The organism is Pseudomonas sp. MS646 (assembly GCF_036693845.1).
GTDB lineage: Bacteria > Pseudomonadota > Gammaproteobacteria > Pseudomonadales > Pseudomonadaceae > Aquipseudomonas > Aquipseudomonas chlororaphis_E.
The window spans coordinates 4,123,678-4,141,784 of sequence record NZ_CP144763.1 but is presented as its reverse complement, the minus strand read 5'-3'; the positions used below and the strand labels follow the sequence as shown (position 1 = coordinate 4,141,784).

The following is an 18,107-nucleotide window of genomic DNA, read 5'->3' as shown; positions in this document are numbered from 1 at the left end:
GTCAGTCGATGGAGATGTTGGACAGGCCGGGCCTCTTCGCGGGCAAGCCCGCTCCCACAGGTTGATCGTGGGTGGGCACAGGATGTGTGTTCACCGTAGATCCCTTGTGGGAGCGAGCTTGCTCGCGAAAGCGGTGTGTTAGTCGATGGAGATGTTGGACAGGTCGGGCCTCTTCGCGGGCAAGCCCGCTCCCACAGGTTGATCGTTGGCGGGCACAAGATGTGTGTTCACCATACATCCCTTGTGGGAGCGGGCTTGCCCGCGAAGGCGGTGTGAGCTGGTCTAATAGCCCCGGACACCTCAATGGGTGAAACTACACTCATTGAGGAATATTCCATGACTAAGAAGTACAGAAAATTCGACGCCGAGTTCAAGCTGAAGGTCTGCAAGATGGTTGTTGATCAAGGTCTGAGCGTGAACTCGGTTTGTACCGATTTAGGCCTGAGCGATACCGCCGTGCGCCGCTGGGTTCAGCAGTATCAAACCGAGCAGTCGGGCGGTACGGGGATTGGCAAACCATTGACCAGCGACCAGCAGCGTATTCGCCAGCTTGAACAGCAAGTCCGCGAACTGAAGACGGATAATGACATATTAAAAAAAGCTACGGCCTTCTTTGCCCGCGAGTTGAAGTGATCCACCAGTTGGTTCACCAAGTCCAATGCAAGGCCTACCCGGTGGCGCGTATCTGCCGGGTGTTGCGGATCAGTCGTTCGGGGTTTTACGAAGCTCGTCAGCGGCGTTTGAAGCCAAAACCTGTGTGCTCGGTTTCCGCTCAGCTCAAGGCTGCCTTCGTGTCCAATGAACACTGTTATGGCAGCCGTCGTTTGGTGAAAGCGCTGCGTGACACTGGCGTCTCCGTTGGACGGAACAAGGTCCGCCGCCTGATGAAACAACAGGATTTGCGTCCGATTTGGAAGCGCAAGTTCGTTCATACCACTGACAGCAATCACAATTTTCCGGTGGCTGAGAACCTGCTCAATCGCCAGTTCAATCCCGAGCGCATCAACCAGTCGTGGGTCGCTGACATCACCTACATCCGTACCCGCAGCGGCTGGCTGTACCTGGCGGCCGTCATGGACCTGTACTCACGCAAAATCGTGGGCTGGGCCATGGCACCCCACATGCGAGCAGAGTTGGTATGCAGTGCGATGCAACTGGCCATCGCGCAGAGACAACCTGAACCGGGCTTGATCGCTCATTCGGATCGAGGCAGCCAGTATGCCGGTACGGATTACCAGAACTTGCTGACGCGACATGGAATGCGTTGCAGCATGAGTCGCAAGGGCAACTGCTGGGACAATGCGGTCATGGAGCGCTTCTTCTTGAATCTGAAGATGGAGCGTGTTTGGCGCAAGGATTACGCCAACCATGGCGAAGCGATCAAAGACATCACGGACTACATCGTGCGGTTCTATAACGGAAGGCGAATCCATTCATCCTTGGGCTATTTGCCGCCCAATCAGTATGAGCGGCAAGCAGCCTGAAAAACACCGATTGAGGTGTCCGGAAAAAATTGACCACCTCAGTGGGTCAGTCGATGGAGATGTTGGACAGGTCGGGCCTCTTCGCGGGCAAGCCCGCTCCCACAGGGTCCAGCAAGCGAGCAAAAAGAAATGCCCGTATCTTTCGATGCGGGCATTTTTCTTCTCAGCAACAGCTTCCGCTAATAATCACTGATCATCAAAATACCGCTCATGCCAGTCCACCAACGGCTGCGGTGAGTTGAGTTTCTGGCCGTAGATCACCGAGTACGACAAGACGTTCTGCACGTATTGGCGCGTTTCGTCGAAGGGGATGCTTTCGACCCAGACGTCGAAGCTCAGATGATCGGCGCCGCGCAGCCATTGGCGCACGCGGCCTGGGCCGGCGTTGTAGGCTGCCGAGGCCAGGACGCGGTTGCCGTTGAACTGGCTGTGGACCTGGCTCAGGTAAGCCGCGCCAAGCTGGATGTTCTTGTCCGGGTTCAGCACTTGCTGCGGCGAGGCCAGCGGAATGCTGAACTTGCGTGCGGTTTCCTTGGCCGTGCCGGGCATCAGTTGCATCAGGCCGGCAGCACCGACGCCGGAGCGGGCGTCGTCCATGAAGGCACTTTCCTGGCGGGTGATCGCGAACACCCAGCTCGAATGCAGGCCGCGGACCTTGGCTTCGCGCACCAGGGTGTCGCGGTGGGCCATCGGGAAGCGGATGTCCAGGTCGTCCCAGTACTTGGCCTGGCTGATGGTACGGATGGCCGGGAAATACCACTTCAGGTCGTAGGCCAGTTTGGCCTGGGCGACCATTTCGTCCCGATTGAAATGCCGGCTGACGTGGTACCACTCGCGGCGTCCATCGACGATGTCGCCGCGGGCGTGGAATTCCAGTGCACGGCGCACGCCAGGGGTGTTGCGTACTTTGTTGATCAGCGCCTGGCTCATCACCAGTGGCTTGTTGACGAGCGAGTAGGGCGACTGGGAGCGGTCAGCGGCCAGGAAACCGTAGAAGTCGCGCTCGCGGGCCAGGTGCTTGTAGAGCGTCAGTGCCTCGGGGTTCTGGGGTTGGGCCAGTTCGAGGGTGCGGGCCTGCCAGTAGCGCCAGCGGTTGGTGCTGGCCAGCGATTCGGGCAGGTGGCGGGTCAATTGGTAGGCGTCGTCCCAGCGAGCCAGGCGCAGCAGCAGGCGCAGGCGCCATTCGGAAACAGTATCGTCCCGCAGTTCCGGGTCGTACTGGGTCATCACGGCCAGGGCGCGACTGTCGAAACGCTTGGCCAGGGTCAGGCCGATTTCCCGGGCGATCGCGACTTTCTCATCCCGGGAAAAACGCATGGTGCTGGCATAGCCGTCCAGCAGGGCCATGGCTTTGTCAGGGTCCTGGCGTGCCAGGCGACGCAGGCCCAGGCTGACGATATCGGACATCGGTTCGTCGGCCGGCAGGAAGCGCGACGGCTGGTTGAGCAATTCGGGTTTCTGCGCCACATCCACCAGCAGCTTGCCACGGGGGGCGAGGGTGGTCATGGCATTGACCAGGCTGTTGGCCAATGGGTAATTACGCGCCTGGGCGGCGAGTTTGGCGCGCTCCCAGCGCTTCTGTTCGGTCAACTGGCCCTGGGCTGCCCACATGCCGAACAGGGTGTCGCAGGCGTCGGGCTGGGATTTGCCGGTGAGCCAGAGTTTTTCGGTATTGGCGTAGCCTTCGGCCTTCAAGCCATGGCTGAGCTGGTACTGCGCGTTGAGGCAGTCCAGTTCGGTGAAGTTGAGCTTGGGGTCGTAGTATTTGACGAACGTGTCCCAGTCGCCGCGATCAGCCAGCCAGCGCAACCAGCGCAATTTCATCCAGTTGGCCTGGGGCAGGTCGCCGTGTTCGGCGAGGAATTTCTCGATCTCGGCGTTGCTGGCGCTCTTGAGGCGAGCGGTCAGTTCGTCGTAGGCCAGGTACGGTTCCAGCGGATAGTCACGCAGGGCCTGGCTGTAGCGCAAGTAGGGGCCCGAATCGCCCTTGGCCAAGGCCCGCTTGGCCTCATCGTAATACTGGCGCTGGGTAGAAATATCCACGGCCTGGGCGGATTGAACGGCAGTGGCACAGACAAATAGACACGATAGAACACTGAAAAGGCGACTGCGCATGAGACATCCGGGCAGAAAAAACATGACAAGCCCAGGGGGAACCTGGGGTAACTGTCTGTAGCTTAGCCTTTTGCCAGCAACCGGCGAAAGCTTTGCGGGGCCGTTGGTATCAGTTCGCAACATTTGTGCGGCATAACCGCTAAAGGGCGCATTGGCGACGAAATTGGCGGCCCTGGCCGGGCGCTTCTCAGGTAGAATGCGCGCCCGGTTTTTGGAGAAGCTCATGACCCTGCTCAAATTCAGCGATGTGTCCCTTGCTTTCGGCGCGATGCCGTTGTTGGACAAGGTGTCCTGGCAGATCGCCCGTGGTGAGCGGGTGTGCATCATCGGCCGCAATGGCACTGGCAAGTCCAGCATGATGAAGCTGGTCAAGGGCGATCAGAAGCCCGATGACGGCTCGGTCTGGCGTGCGCCAGGCCTGAAAATCGGCGAACTGCCTCAGGAACTGCCGGTAGCCGACGAGCGGACCGTGTTCGACGTGGTTGCCGAGGGCCTCGACGGTGTCGGCGCGCTGCTGGCCGAATATCACCACCTGAGCCAGAACATCGTCACCGACGCGGACCTGGACAAGCTGATGCACGTCCAGCAGGACCTCGAAGCCCGTGATGGCTGGCGTCTGCAGCAACTGGTCGACAGCACCCTGAGCCGCCTGCAACTGCCGGCCGACAAGACCCTCGCCGAATTGTCCGGCGGCTGGCGTCGTCGCGTTTTGCTGGCCCAGGCCCTGGTGTCCGAGCCGGACCTGCTGCTGCTCGACGAACCGACCAACCACCTGGACATCGGTGCGATTGCCTGGCTTGAAGAAGCCTTGAAGGACTTCCAGGGTGCGGTGTTGTTCATCACCCACGACCGTTCCTTTCTGCAAAACCTGGCCACCCGCATCCTTGAGCTGGACCGTGGCGGCCTGATCGACTGGAACGGCGACTACGCCAGCTTCCTGGTGCACAAGGAAGCCGTGCTGGCGGCGGAAGAGACCGCCAACGCCCTGTTCGACAAGCGCCTGGCCCAGGAAGAAGTCTGGATCCGCCAGGGTATCAAGGCCCGTCGTACCCGTAACGAAGGCCGGGTACGTGCCCTCAAGGCGCTGCGCGTGGAGCGCAGCGAACGCCGTGAGCGCACCGGCAAGGCCAATATCCAACTGGAAACGGCCGAAAAATCCGGCAAACAGGTCATGGTGCTGGAGAACGTCAGCTTCGCCCATCCCGGCGGGCCGTTCCTGGTCAAGGATTTTTCCATGGTCCTGCAGCGTGGCGACCGCATCGGCCTGCTGGGTGCCAACGGCACCGGCAAGACTACCCTGCTCAAGCTGATGCTCGGTGGCCTGGTCCCGAGCAGTGGCAAGGTGGAAGAGGGCACGAAGATCGACGTGGCCTACTTCGACCAATTGCGCCATCAACTGGATCTGGAAAAAACCGTGATCGACAACGTCGCCGAAGGCCGCGATTTCATCGAGATCGATGGCCAGAGCCGCCATGTATTGAGCTATCTGGGCGATTTCCTGTTCAGCCCGCAGCGGGCCCGCACGCCGGTCAAGGCGCTGTCGGGTGGCGAGCGCGCGCGCTTGCTGCTGGCCAAGCTGTTCAGCAAGCCGGCGAACCTGCTGGTGCTCGACGAGCCGACCAACGACCTGGACGTGGAAACCCTGGAACTGCTGGAAGAAGTGCTGCTGACCTTCAATGGCACGGTGCTGATGGTCAGTCACGACCGGGCATTCCTCGACAACGTGGTCACCAGCACCCTGGTGTTCGAAGGCGAAGGCCGGGTTCGCGAATACGTTGGCGGTTACCAGGACTGGCTGCGCCAGGGCGGTTCGCCGCGTCTTCTGGGCGTGACCGAGAGCAAGTCCGGCAAGGCCGACCTGAACTCGGCCGTGGTCAAGGCCGAGCCGGCCCCGGTGCCCGCTGCCGCCGCTCCGGCCCCGGTGAAGAAGAAACTCAGCTACAAGCTGCAGCGTGAGCTGGAAGCCTTGCCCGGTGATATCGATGCGAAGGAGCAGCAGATCGCAGCGGTGGAAGCCGAGATGGCCGACACCGGGTTCTACCAGCGACCTGCTGCTGAAACCGCCAAAGTGATTGCGCACCTGGAGCAACTGCAGGCCGAGCTGGATGCATTGGTCGAGCGTTGGGCCGAGCTGGACGCTTGAGCCCGCACGCTCAATGACCGTGGCGAGGGGATTTGCTGCCGCCTGAGGGCGAGGCACTCACCGCCAGGGGGCTGCTACGCAGCCCAGCGGGAGCAAGCTCCCTCGCCACGGTCATTGAGCTGAGTTCCTTGGTGAATCAGCTGCGCTTGATCAGGTGCACCGCCAGCACATCGCACGGTGCGCCATGCAGCACGTCGTTGGCGGTGGAGCCCAGCAGAAGTGCCAGGCCGTGGCGGCCATGGCTGCCGACGACGATCAGGTCGCAACCCTGTTCCTTGGCCAGGTGATGGATTTCCTGGCGCGGTTGGCCGTAGGTCAAGTGACTGAATTCCTTTTTCAGCGCCGGGTACTTCACGATCAGCCGGTCAAGGCGCTCCTTGGCCTGGTCGAATTGCTGTTGCTGCAATTGGGACAGGTCCATGGGAACGTCGCCGCCAAAGGCCATGGCCATCGGCTCGACGATGTGCACCAGCGACAGCTTGGTCTCCCGGCCTTCGCAAAGGGCGAGGGCGCGCTTGACGACGGGATCGCATTCTTCAGTGAGGTCGACGGCGACCAGAACGTGTTCGTAGTACATGGAAGGCACTCCAGAGAATTGCGATACGGTAAGTATGGCTGGTTTCAAGCGCATTGACGGCGACGCAGTCAATGGCTCCTCAAAATTCGGGAGTACGAATATGACGGTCTGGATAGTGGTGTCAATCCTGTTGGTGGTGTTAAGTCCTCTGGCATGGTTGCGGCCCTCCCGTGTTCAGAGTGGTCGGATGGCCCTGCGCATGGAGGCACGGCGCCTTGGCCTGGCCATGCAACTGGCGCCGCAGGAATGGCCTCACTGGCTCGGCCAGCAGCCGCCAAACCCTTGTGCCCAGTACCATCGGCCGCGGCGCGGCAAGCAGCCGGACAGCTGGAGTTACTGGCAGTCCGCGCCCGGCGTGTGGGTCAACCAGTGGCGAGAGGTTTGCCAGGATGAGGCGTTGCTTGTGCATTTCGAAAAGTTGCCGGCCAACGTCTACAAGGTCGAGGCTGATCGGCAAATGATCGCCTTGTATTGGGGCGAAAAGGGCGAAACCAGTGTTTTGCAGCATATTGCCGAGGTGCTCAAGGCCCTGGCCTGAGTCGTAAAAAAGCCCGACAGACTCATCGGGCGGGTTGGCCAGGCAGGCCGGTAATCAAATGTCATTTCCGGGCGTTCGTTCGTAACGCCCTTGCTCGAACAATTGCAACGTGTTTGCGACAGCGTAGTCGGTTGTGCCGGCTTTGCCCGGGATTAGGGCGACTTTTCTAATAATTGATCTTATGAATGGCTGCTCATGCGGCCGGGTGTTGCGGATCCGTACGGTACGAAAATGACCGTAAAGTCGTGTTCGCGCCCTCTGTTTAGGGCGATTGACAATTGTCGGAAATTCCGTGAAGGTGACGTACCCAAATCAAACGGGCGTATGAATTGAGCGTTTGTATTTTCAGAACGTTCCTACAGAACCCGACTATCGCGTTGACGGGTGTGCCTGGCGGATTGGCGTAGCATCGACGGTAACGTCAATGCCCAACCAGCGGTCAGCGTTCAACGTGTACTGTTCAGCTTCCATATCGTGGAGATCAGTTGATGATTTACGAAGGTAAAGCCATCACGGTTAAGGCTCTTGAAAGTGGCATCGTCGAACTGAAGTTCGATCTCAAGGGTGAGTCCGTCAACAAGTTCAACCGTCTTACCCTGAATGAACTGCGTCAGGCCGTGGACACTATCAAGGCAGATGCTTCGATCAAGGGTGTGATCGTCAGCAGCGGCAAGGACGTGTTCATCGTCGGCGCCGACATCACCGAATTCGTCGACAACTTCAAGCTGCCCGATGCCGAGCTGATCGCTGGCAACCTCGAAGCCAACCGCATTTTCAGCGATTTCGAAGACCTCAACGTACCGACCGTCGTGGCCATCAACGGCATCGCCCTGGGTGGCGGCCTCGAAATGTGCCTGGCGGCGGACTACCGCGTCATGTCCACCACCGCCAAGATCGGCCTGCCGGAAGTCAAGCTGGGCATCTACCCAGGCTTCGGCGGGACCGTGCGCCTGCCGCGCCTGATCGGTGCCGACAACGCCATCGAGTGGATTGCCGCCGGCAAGGAAAACCGTGCCGAAGACGCGCTGAAAGTCGGCGCCGTGGACGCCGTGGTTGAACCTGGCAAGCTCCAGGCTGCGGCCCTTGAGACGATCAAGCGCGCCATCAGCGGCGAGTTCGACTACAAGGCCAAGCGCCAGCCGAAGCTGGAAAAACTCAAGCTCAACGCCATCGAGCAGATGATGGCCTTCGAAACCGCCAAGGGCTTCGTTGCCGGCCAGGCTGGCCCGAACTACCCAGCCCCGGTCGAAGCGATCAAGACCATCCAGAAAGCCGCGAACTTCGGTCGCGACAAGGCCCTGGAAGTCGAAGCCGCCGGCTTCGTCAAACTGGCCAAGACCTCGGCTGCACAGAGCCTGATCGGCCTGTTCCTCAATGATCAGGAACTGAAGAAAAAGGCCAAGGCCTACGACGAGATCGCCCGTGACGTGAAGCAGGCAGCCGTACTCGGTGCCGGCATCATGGGTGGTGGTATCGCCTACCAGTCGGCGTCCAAGGGCACGCCGATCCTGATGAAGGACATCAACGAGCACGGGATCGAGCAGGGCCTGGCCGAAGCAGCCAAGCTGCTGGTGGGTCGCGTCGATAAAGGTCGCATGACCGCTGCGAAGATGGCCGAAGTGCTCAACGGCATTCGTCCGACCCTGTCCTACGGCGATTTCGGCCATGTCGACCTGGTGGTCGAGGCGGTCGTGGAAAACCCGAAGGTCAAGCAGGCGGTACTGGCTGAAGTCGAAGACAAGGTCAAAGAGGACACCATCCTCGCGTCGAACACCTCGACCATCTCCATTTCGCTGCTGGCCAAGGCCCTCAAGCGCCCGGAAAACTTCGTCGGCATGCACTTCTTCAACCCGGTGCACATGATGCCGCTGGTGGAAGTGATCCGTGGCGAGAAGTCCAGCGAGCAGGCGATTGCCACCACCGTGGCCTACGCCAAGAAAATGGGCAAGAACCCGATCGTCGTCAACGATTGCCCGGGCTTCCTGGTCAACCGCGTGCTGTTCCCGTACTTTGGCGGTTTCGCCAAGCTGGTCAGCGCGGGCGTGGACTTCGTGCGCATCGACAAGATCATGGAAAAATTCGGCTGGCCGATGGGCCCGGCGTACCTGATGGACGTGGTCGGCATCGACACTGGCCACCACGGTCGCGACGTCATGGCCGAAGGCTTCCCGGACCGCATGAAAGACGACCGTCGTTCGGCTGTCGACGTGCTTTATGAAGCCAAGCGCCTGGGCCAGAAGAACGGCAAGGGCTTCTATGCCTACGAGACCGACAAGCGCGGCAAGCAGAAGAAAGTCGCCGATCCGTCGGTGCTGGAAGTGCTCAAGCCGATCGTCTACGAGCAGCGCGAGGTCACTGACGAGGACATCATCAACTGGATGATGATCCCGCTGTGCCTGGAAACCGTGCGTTGCCTGGAAGACGGCATCGTCGAAACGGCTGCCGAAGCCGACATGGGCCTGGTCTACGGTATCGGCTTCCCTCCATTCCGTGGCGGTGCGCTGCGCTACATCGATTCGATCGGTGTGGCCGAGTTCGTTGCCCTGGCTGACCAGTACGCTGATCTGGGCGCGCTGTACCACCCGACCGCGAAGCTGCGTGAAATGGCCAAGAACGGCCAGAGCTTCTTCGGTTAAGCGCCCAACGACTAGAGCGAGAGAACATTTATGAGCTTGAATCCTAGAGACGTCGTGATTGTCGACTTCGGTCGTACGCCGATGGGCCGCTCCAAGGGCGGCATGCACCGCAACACCCGCGCCGAAGACATGTCGGCGCACCTGATCAGCAAACTGCTGGAACGCAACGTCAAGGTCGACCCCAATGAAGTCGAGGACGTGATCTGGGGCTGCGTGAACCAGACCCTGGAGCAGGGCTGGAACATCGCCCGCATGGCGTCGCTGATGACCCAGATTCCTCACACGGCAGCCGGCCAGACGGTCAGCCGCCTGTGCGGTTCGTCCATGAGCGCGCTGCACACCGCCGCCCAGGCGATCATGACCGGCAACGGCGACGTGTTCGTCGTCGGCGGTGTCGAGCACATGGGCCACGTGAGCATGATGCACGGCGTCGATCCGAACCCGCACATGTCGCTGTACGCGGCGAAAGCCTCGGGCATGATGGGCCTGACCGCGGAAATGCTCGGCAAGATGCACGGCATTACCCGTGAGCAGCAGGACGCCTTCGGCGTGCGCTCCCACCAGCTCGCCCACAAGGCGACCGTGGAAGGCAAGTTCAAGGACGAAATCATCCCGATGCAGGGCTATGACGAGAACGGCTTCCTGAAGCTGTTCGACTACGACGAAACCATTCGTCCGGAAACCACCCTGGAAAGCCTGGCGACCCTCAAGCCGGCGTTCAACCCGAAGGGTGGCACCGTGACTGCCGGTACGTCGTCGCAGATCACCGACGGTGCCTCGTGCATGATCGTGATGTCGGCCCAGCGTGCCCAAGACCTGGGCATCCAGCCGATGGCGGTAATTCGCTCCATGGCCGTGGCGGGTGTGGATCCGGCGATCATGGGTTATGGTCCGGTACCGGCCACGCAGAAAGCCTTGAAGCGTGCCGGCCTGAGCATCTCCGATATCGACTTCTTCGAGCTCAACGAAGCGTTCGCCGCACAGGCCCTGCCGGTGCTGAAAGATCTGAAAGTGCTCGACAAGATGAACGAGAAGGTTAACCTGCACGGCGGCGCGATCGCCCTGGGCCACCCATTCGGTTGCTCCGGTGCGCGTATCTCCGGCACGTTGCTCAACGTGATGAAACAGAACGGCGGCACGTTTGGCGTGTCCACCATGTGCATTGGTCTCGGCCAGGGCATCGCCACTGTCTTCGAACGCGTCTAAGCGTTGCGTCGATGGAAGCCGGGGCCAAGTGCCCCGGTTTTTGTTTTTCCGGGTTTAGTAGAAAGAAATTTTGTTTTTATTTTGAAAAGAATTCAGTGAGGGCCAAAGCATGCCGATACAACCTGGGCTCTACCAACATTACAAGGGTCCGCAGTACCGCGTATTCAGTATTGCGCGGCATTCCGAGACCGAGGAAGAAGTGGTCTTCTATCAAGCCCTGTATGGCGATTACGGCTTCTGGGTGCGTCCCTTGAGCATGTTCCAGGAGTCCGTCGAGGTTGACGGCGAACAGGTGCCACGCTTTGCTTTGGTGCAGGCCGAGGAAAGCATTTTTCCCAAGCGTTGAGGCCAACCTGCGGGCAACCCTGCGCTTGACCTCACCTTGCAGCCACTATATATAGCGGTGCCGCGTCAGGCGCCAACCGCCTTTCACTTTTTAGCATTCAGGAATTTTCTGATCCATGGGCAAATCGCTGGTCATTGTGGAATCCCCGGCTAAGGCCAAGACCATCAACAAGTATCTGGGCAACCAATACGTGGTGAAGTCGAGTATCGGCCATATCCGAGACCTGCCCACCAGCGGTTCGGCTAGCGCCAGCAAGGAGCCAGCCGCCAAGCGCGGCAAGGCGGCTGCCGGTGAAGCGCCGGCGCTGTCGCCGAAAGACAAGGCGCGCAAGCAGCTGGTCTCGCGCATGGGGGTTGATCCGGAACACGGCTGGAAAGCCAAGTACGAGATCCTCCCAGGCAAGGAAAAGGTCATCGAAGAACTGCGTCGGCTCGCCAAAGACGCCGACACCATCTATCTCGCGACGGACTTGGACCGCGAAGGGGAAGCCATTGCCTGGCACCTGCGCGAAGCCATCGGTGGGGATGACAGCCGCTACAAGCGCGTGGTGTTCAACGAAATCACCAAGAAGGCGATCCAGGAAGCCTTCTCCCAGCCGGGCGAGCTGGATATCCACCGGGTCAACGCCCAGCAGGCACGGCGCTTTCTCGATCGTGTAGTGGGCTACATGGTCTCGCCGCTGCTGTGGGCCAAGATCGCCCGCGGCCTGTCGGCCGGACGCGTACAGTCCGTGGCGGTCAAGCTGGTGGTGGAGCGCGAGCGGGAAATCCGTGCGTTCATCCCCGAGGAATACTGGGAAGTCCACGCCGACCTCGGCACCGCCAAGGGCGCTACCGTGCGCTTCGAAGTGGCCCGCGAGAAGGGCGAGGCCTTCAAGCCGCTCAATGAAGCCCAGGCCATGGCCGCGCTGGAGAAGCTCAAGGCATCCAGCTACAGCATCGTCAAGCGCGAGGACAAGCCGACCAGCAGCAAGCCGTCGGCGCCGTTCATTACCTCCACGCTGCAACAGGCCGCGAGCAACCGCCTGGGCTTTGGCGTGAAGAAAACCATGATGATGGCCCAGCGTCTGTACGAAGCCGGCTACATCACCTATATGCGTACCGACTCGACCAACCTCTCGGCCGATGCCGTGGCGATGGCGCGCACTTATATAGAAAGCGAGTTCGGCAAGAAATACCTGCCGGACACGCCCAACGTCTACAGCAGCAAGGAAGGCGCACAAGAGGCTCACGAAGCGATTCGTCCGTCCGACGCCAATACCGAGCCAAGCAAGCTGTCTGGCATGGAGCGCGATGCCGAGCGTCTCTACGAGCTGATCTGGCGCCAGTTCCTGGCCTGCCAGATGCTGCCGGCGCAATACCTGTCGACGACGGTCAGCGTGGGTGCTGGCGATTTCGAGCTGCGCGCCAAGGGCCGCATCCTCAAGTTCGACGGCTACACCCGCGTCATGCCGCAAATCACCAAGCCTGGGGATGACGACGTCCTGCCGGACATGGCCCAGGGCGACGTGATGAAGCTGATCAAGCTTGATCCGACCCAGCATTTCACCAAGCCGCCGGCTCGCTATTCGGAAGCCAGCCTGGTCAAGGAAATGGAAAAACGTGGTATCGGTCGTCCTTCGACCTATGCGGCGATCATTTCCACCATCCAGGATCGTGGCTATGTGGCGCTGCACAACCGTCGGTTCTATTCGGAAAAGATGGGTGACATTGTTACCGAGCGCCTGTCCGAGAGCTTCTCGAACCTGATGGACTACGGCTTCACCGCTGGCATGGAAGAGAACCTCGACGACGTGGCCCAGGGCGAGCGCGACTGGAAGAACGTGCTCGACGAGTTCTACGGCGACTTCAAGAAAAAACTCGAAGTGGCCGAAAGCCCGGAAAGTGGCATGCGGGCGAACCAGCCGGTCATGACCGACATTCCATGCCTGACCTGCGGTCGTCCGATGCAGATCCGCACAGCGTCCACCGGCGTGTTCCTCGGTTGCTCGGGCTACAGCCTGCCACCCAAGGAGCGCTGCAAGGCGACCGTCAACCTGGTGCCTGGCGATGAAATCGCTGCGGACGACGAGGGTGAGTCCGAATCCCTGGTGTTGCGTGGCAAGCATCGCTGCCCGATCTGCAGCACGGCGATGGACGCCTACCTGCTGGATGAAAAGCGCAAGTTGCACATCTGCGGCAACAACCCGGACTGTGCCGGCTACGAGATCGAAGAGGGCTCCTATCGCATCAAGGGCTACGAAGGCCCTAGCTTGGAATGCGACAAGTGCGGCAGCGAGATGCAGCTCAAGACCGGTCGTTTCGGCAAGTTCTTCGGTTGCACCAACCCAACCTGCAAGAACACCCGCAAACTGCTCAAGAGCGGCGATGCGGCGCCACCGAAGATGGACCCGGTGAAGATGCCCGAACTCCAGTGCGAGAAGGTCAACGACACCTACATCCTGCGTGATGGTGCTTCCGGTCTGTTCCTGGCGGCCAGCCAGTTCCCGAAAAACCGCGAGACCCGTGCGCCACTGGTGATGGAGATCGTGCCGCACAAGGACGAGATCGATCCGAAGTACCATTTCCTCTGCGAAGCCCCGCAGAAGGACCCGGAGGGTCGTCCGGCGGTCATCCGCTACAGCCGCAAGACCAAGGAGCAGTACGTGCAGACCGAGGTCGATGGCAAGCCAACCGGCTGGAAGGCGTTCTACGACGGTGGCAAGTGGACCGTTGAAGACAAGCGCTGACCGATAGGGCGGCTGCTTGTCGGGTGAGAACCCTCTTGTAAGCCCCAGTGAACAGGAAGGCCGCATGACAACCCCGGGGTTTTCATGCGGCCTTCCTGTTTTTGGCTTGCGGGCCTTCGGTCGATCCACGACACTGTCGCCCTTGCGTGACGCTTTTATTTTGTTGGAGAGGTGCCGCCATGGCCCACGAACTCTATACCCGCACCAATCAAAAGATTTATTTCGCCGGCCTGTCGCTCGAAGCGCTCGCCAGGGCCGAGGATGGGCGCGCGATGAATTCCCCGGCGCTGCTGCAGGCGGGGCGTGAGTCCGTGCTGTTCCACCTTTACGGTGCTCTATTGGGGTTGTGCCATGAAATTGCGGGGTTCTATCGCCTGCCGCAAGCGAATGCGTCCCGGGCCGAACAACTGCTGACCCGCGAAGTGCTGGAAACCCTCGCCATCCCGGAATTGGCCGAAATGGTCGAGCTGGCCCACAACCCGGAAACCTGGCTGGCGAAACTGTTGGCTGCCCATGCGGCGCTCTTCCAGCCGCCACGGGCCCCTCGCAAGCCCAAGGGGGACGTGACCCAGCCGTTGATCGTGGCGGTCAACCTGGACGAAGAAGAGCCTGAGCAGGTGTTGAGCCGGGAGGAGCTGGAAAGCTGGCGGCAGAACCTCAAGAGCCTGGCACTACGCTTTCGCGAAGGGCTGAATGAGTGCTGAGTTACGGCTCGGCCCAAGACATTCGCTGACAACGCTTGGTCAAGATCCCGAGCGAAGCGGTTCCGATGACTATATAATCCTCGCCTTTCGTGGAGAACAGACTTTTATGCCTACGTCCTTTCTAGAAATTGTCGAACTTCCTGATGGCCGCATCGAGCTGCGCAGGGCCGAGGATGAGGGTTCCCTGGTGACGCTGAACTTCTCCGAAGACGCCAAGGCATTCCTTCAGGGCCAGCACGTCGAGGTCGCCAAGGCGATGCTGAGCGTGGGTGTCCAGATGGCGGGGCGCCTGGTTGAAGGCGACCTCAACAAGGAAGAGGGCCCTCGGGTTCTTCATTGATCCCGTCCGTCGGCTTTTTAGAAGCACTGTACTGACCGGCTTCTCTGTTCTGGAGAAGCCCTGCGCTTGTCTTAGCCCAATCGAATATTCAAGCTTTGTGCGTCCCCGGTGCGAGCGGCGCTGATCAATTGTTGCCGCGCGGTCGCGGTCAACGGATTGATCCAACTGACGACGGTGTGGCTGCGGCCCAGGCGCAACGCTTCGCAGGTCAATTGTTGCGCGCTTTGGGTCCCGCGTGGTTGAAGCAGCAGGATCCGTTCGCGATTCAGGCCGGCATCGCGCAACCAGGCTTGAGTGACGCTGGCCGGTGGGGCGATCAGCGTCAACCAGCGAGCATCCTGGTCCTGGCTCAACTCTCGCAGGATCGGCGCGAGCAGGTTCAGGCAATTCCCGGCTGCACCCCGTAACGACAGTTCGCTGAAAGCCTCGGGTTCGACGCCCCAGGGCGATTCGATGACCTCTTTCAGGACTGGAACCAGCGGTTGGGCCATGAATGCCTCGAACAGCGGCAGTTGTGTGTGTTGTGGGGTGTGAGGGAATTGCATAAAGCCTCCTTTAGCGGCGGATCACGCCGACGCTCAAGCCTTCGATGACCAGGTCCTGATCTTTCAGGTTTACTTCGATAGGCGCGAACTCGGGGTTCTCGGCAATCAACCAGACCTTGCTGCCGTCGCGCTTGAAGCGCTTGACGGTCACCTCGTCGCCGATGCGCGCCACCACGATCTGGCCATTACGGGCTTCGCGAGTGGTATGAACGGCCAGCAGGTCGCCGTCGAAGATGCCGATGTCCTTCATGCTCATGCCGTGTACCCGAAGCAGGTAATCAGCTCGCGGGTGGAAGAACGAAGGATTGATGTTGCAGGATTCCTCGACGTGTTGCTCGGCGAGGATGGGAGCACCGGCGGCCACGCGACCAATGATCGGCAGGGTAGTGTCGTCGGCCTTGGCTTCGAAGCCCGGGATACGAATGCCGCGGGAGGCCCCCGGGGTCATTTCGATTGCACCCTTGCGGGCCAGCGCCTTGAGGTGTTCTTCAGCCGCATTGGGCGACTTGAACCCCAGTTCCTGGGCGATTTCCGCACGGGTCGGCGGGTAGCCGTTGTCTTCGAGGCAACGTTTGATGAAGGCCAGAATCTCTGCTTGGCGTGGCGTCAGCTTTAGCATATTGATCGCTCTGTCTTTTTATACAGTGACTGGGATTATATACAGTGGGCGACGCTTGGCAATCCTCCTTTTTTCACCAGGCGCTGGACGGTCGCCCGCGCCATGGCTACAGCCCGTTCAAAGGTGTGGTTAAATAGCTGACCGGGCGTTCGCAAAACGCCCCGGCAGACTTGACAACCCACAGGCTGAAACGTATGTTTCAAACAAGTGTTTGTCAGGCGGAGTAGTCATGGCCCAGTCGGAAACCGTTGAACGCATCCTCGATGCTGCCGAGCAGTTGTTCGCGGAAAAAGGTTTCGCCGAAACCTCGTTGCGCCTGATCACCAGCAAGGCCGGGGTCAACCTGGCGGCGGTGAACTATCACTTCGGTTCGAAAAAGGCCTTGATCCAGGCCGTGTTCTCGCGCTTCCTCGGGCCGTTCTGCCTGAGCCTCGACCGCGAGCTGGAGCGTCGCCAGGCCAAGCCCGAGGTCAAGCCGACCCTGGAAGAGCTGTTGGAAATCCTGGTCGAGCAAGCCCTTGTCGTGCAACCTCGCAGCGGCAACGACCTGTCCATCTTCATGCGCCTGTTGGGCCTGGCGTTCAGCCAGAGCCAGGGGCACTTGCGGCGTTACCTGGAAGACATGTACGGCAAGGTGTTCCGCCGTTACATGTTGCTGGTCAATGAGGCGGCGCCGCGTATCCCGCCGATCGAGTTGTTCTGGCGCGTGCACTTCATGCTCGGCGCCGCCGCGTTCAGCATGTCCGGTATCAAGGCGCTGCGAGCCATCGCGGAAACCGATTTCGGCGTGAACACCTCGATTGAGCAGGTGATGCGGCTGATGGTGCCGTTTTTGGCTGCCGGCATGCGCGCCGAAACCGGCGTGACCGATGAAGCCATGGCGGCCGCGCAATTGCGCCCGCGCAGCAAATCCGCCCCGGCGCTCGCCAAGGCGTAAGGGCATGGGTGGGCGCAGCGGCCTACATCCGCTAAGCTAGCCGCCCATGCCGACTCTCGTTTCGAATCCGTCCTATCTTCCATTGCGTCACCGCGACCTGCCGGGCCTGGCTCCTGGCAGTGTTGTTGCGTGTGTGTTGCCGCGCGGGTTCATCTTTATCAAGGAAATCCTATGACTGCTGGCCTGCAAGGCTCGTTGATGGTGGACGTCGCCGGTACCTGGCTGACGGCCGAAGATCGCCACTTGTTGCGTCAGCCCGAAGTGGGTGGCCTGATCATTTTTGCCCGCAACATCGAGCACCCGCGTCAGGTGCGGGAGTTGAGCGCGTCGATCCGTGCCATCCGGCCCGACCTCCTGCTGGCGGTGGATCAGGAAGGCGGCCGCGTCCAGCGCCTGCGCCAGGGCTTCGTACGCTTGCCGGCGATGCGGGCCATCGCCGATAACCCGAATGCCGAATACCTGGCCGAGCAGTGCGGCTGGATCATGGCGACCGAGGTGCTGGCGGTTGGCCTGGACCTGAGCTTCGCGCCGGTGCTGGACCTCGATTACCAGCGCAGCGCGGTCGTCGGCAGTCGCGCCTTCGAAGGTGATCCCGAGCGCGCAGCCCTATTGGCCGGGGCCTTCATCCGTGGCATGAGCGCCGCCGGAATGGCCGCCACCGGCAAGCATTTCCCCGGGCACGGTTGGGCCGAGGCGGATTCCCATGTGGCGATCCCCAACGACGAACGTAGCCTGGAACAGATCCGCGCCAACGATCTGGTACCCTTTGCCAGGCTCAGCCAGCAACTGGCGGCGGTCATGCCGGCCCATGTGATCTATCCTCAGGTCGATCCCAACCCGGCCGGATTTTCCCGGCGCTGGCTGCAGGATATCCTACGCGGCGAGCTGGGTTTTGACGGGGTGATTTTCAGCGATGACCTGTCGATGGCCGGCGCCCATGTGGTGGGCGATGCCGCCAGTCGTATCGAAGCCGCCTTGACGGCCGGTTGCGACATGGGCCTGGTGTGCAACGATCGCGCGGCCGCCGAGCTGGCCTTGAGTGCCGCCCAGCGCTTGAAGGTCACGCCCTCGGCGCGGATCGCCCGGATGCGCGGCCGCGCCTTTGCCTCCACCGAGTACCGCCAGGACCCTCGCTGGCTGACCGCGGTCGGGGCGTTGAAAGCGGCGCAATTGATCGATTGAGGGGCGC

Annotated in this window: 15 protein-coding genes; 11 read left to right on the top strand and 4 right to left on the bottom strand. The window is 60.8% G+C overall.

Features of this window, described 5'->3' with window-relative positions; genetic code table 11:
* The first annotated feature begins 336 nt into the window (after positions 1-336).
* Positions 337-1,484, top strand: a protein-coding gene (locus tag V3H56_RS18115) for an IS3 family transposase (protein ID WP_144419424.1) whose coding sequence is annotated in 2 segments (ribosomal slippage) — positions 337-592 and positions 592-1,484 — 1,149 coding nt in all. Because the reading frame shifts where the segments join, the coding sequence is not laid out codon by codon here.
* A gap of 186 nt (positions 1,485-1,670) precedes the next feature.
* On the opposite strand, the gene V3H56_RS18110 is transcribed toward V3H56_RS18115, so the two are convergent.
* Entirely contained in the window at positions 1,671-3,599 is a 1,929-nt protein-coding gene (locus V3H56_RS18110) for a transglycosylase SLT domain-containing protein (protein ID WP_338473713.1), read from the bottom strand.
* A 223-nt stretch (positions 3,600-3,822) separates the two neighbouring features.
* On the opposite strand from V3H56_RS18110, the gene V3H56_RS18105 reads away from it, so the two are divergent.
* Positions 3,823-5,742 (top strand): ATP-binding cassette domain-containing protein, encoded by a 1,920-nt coding sequence (locus V3H56_RS18105; RefSeq protein WP_042729278.1) that lies wholly within the window; start codon positions 3,823-3,825, stop codon positions 5,740-5,742.
* A gap of 136 nt (positions 5,743-5,878) precedes the next feature.
* Here the strand turns inward: V3H56_RS18105 and V3H56_RS18100 are convergent, their stop codons facing one another.
* Positions 5,879-6,319, bottom strand: coding sequence for a universal stress protein (locus V3H56_RS18100; protein WP_042729277.1), 441 nt, complete (start codon positions 6,317-6,319; stop codon positions 5,879-5,881).
* A gap of 100 nt (positions 6,320-6,419) precedes the next feature.
* On the opposite strand from V3H56_RS18100, the gene V3H56_RS18095 reads away from it, so the two are divergent.
* The 7 genes from V3H56_RS18095 (at position 6,420) to V3H56_RS18065 (ending at position 14,817) form a co-directional block, all read left to right on the top strand.
* On the top strand, positions 6,420-6,857 hold the full coding sequence (locus V3H56_RS18095) for a hypothetical protein (RefSeq protein WP_042729276.1): 438 nt from the start codon (positions 6,420-6,422) through the stop codon (positions 6,855-6,857).
* A 488-nt stretch (positions 6,858-7,345) separates the two neighbouring features.
* On the top strand, positions 7,346-9,493 hold the full coding sequence (fadB, locus tag V3H56_RS18090) for a fatty acid oxidation complex subunit alpha FadB (RefSeq protein ID WP_042729275.1): 2,148 nt from the start codon (positions 7,346-7,348) through the stop codon (positions 9,491-9,493).
* A gap of 30 nt (positions 9,494-9,523) precedes the next feature.
* The gene (fadA, locus tag V3H56_RS18085) at positions 9,524-10,699 is read left to right on the top strand and encodes an acetyl-CoA C-acyltransferase FadA (protein WP_042729274.1); all 1,176 of its coding nucleotides are present in this window, start codon (positions 9,524-9,526) and stop codon (positions 10,697-10,699) included.
* A gap of 109 nt (positions 10,700-10,808) precedes the next feature.
* On the top strand, positions 10,809-11,045 hold the full coding sequence (locus V3H56_RS18080) for a DUF1653 domain-containing protein (protein ID WP_042729273.1): 237 nt from the start codon (positions 10,809-10,811) through the stop codon (positions 11,043-11,045).
* Between the two features lie 115 nt (positions 11,046-11,160).
* Positions 11,161-13,773, top strand: a complete 2,613-nt coding sequence (gene topA / locus V3H56_RS18075) for a type I DNA topoisomerase (protein ID WP_042729272.1) — start codon at positions 11,161-11,163, stop codon at positions 13,771-13,773.
* Between the two features lie 179 nt (positions 13,774-13,952).
* Positions 13,953-14,477 carry a DUF6586 family protein gene (locus V3H56_RS18070; RefSeq protein WP_042729271.1) on the top strand — a complete coding sequence of 175 codons (525 nt, stop codon included), beginning with the start codon at positions 13,953-13,955 and terminating at the stop codon, positions 14,475-14,477.
* Between the two features lie 106 nt (positions 14,478-14,583).
* Positions 14,584-14,817, top strand: coding sequence for a hypothetical protein (locus V3H56_RS18065; protein WP_042729282.1), 234 nt, complete (start codon positions 14,584-14,586; stop codon positions 14,815-14,817).
* 71 nt (positions 14,818-14,888) lie between these two features.
* Here V3H56_RS18065 and sulA read toward each other — a convergent pair whose 3' ends face one another.
* Positions 14,889-15,362 (bottom strand): SOS-induced cell division inhibitor SulA, encoded by a 474-nt coding sequence (gene sulA, locus V3H56_RS18060; RefSeq protein WP_042729270.1) that lies wholly within the window; start codon positions 15,360-15,362, stop codon positions 14,889-14,891.
* A 10-nt stretch (positions 15,363-15,372) separates the two neighbouring features.
* Entirely contained in the window at positions 15,373-15,981 is a 609-nt protein-coding gene (lexA, locus tag V3H56_RS18055) for a transcriptional repressor LexA (protein WP_042729269.1), read from the bottom strand.
* A 229-nt stretch (positions 15,982-16,210) separates the two neighbouring features.
* On the opposite strand from lexA, the gene V3H56_RS18050 reads away from it, so the two are divergent.
* Together V3H56_RS18050 and nagZ are read left to right on the top strand one after the other, a co-directional pair.
* Positions 16,211-16,918 carry a TetR/AcrR family transcriptional regulator gene (locus tag V3H56_RS18050; protein WP_047737767.1) on the top strand — a complete coding sequence of 236 codons (708 nt, stop codon included), beginning with the start codon at positions 16,211-16,213 and terminating at the stop codon, positions 16,916-16,918.
* Positions 16,919-17,101: 183 nt separating this feature from the next.
* The gene (gene nagZ, locus V3H56_RS18045; RefSeq protein WP_172679759.1) at positions 17,102-18,100 is read left to right on the top strand and encodes a beta-N-acetylhexosaminidase; all 999 of its coding nucleotides are present in this window, start codon (positions 17,102-17,104) and stop codon (positions 18,098-18,100) included.
* Positions 18,101-18,107 lie beyond the last annotated feature (7 nt).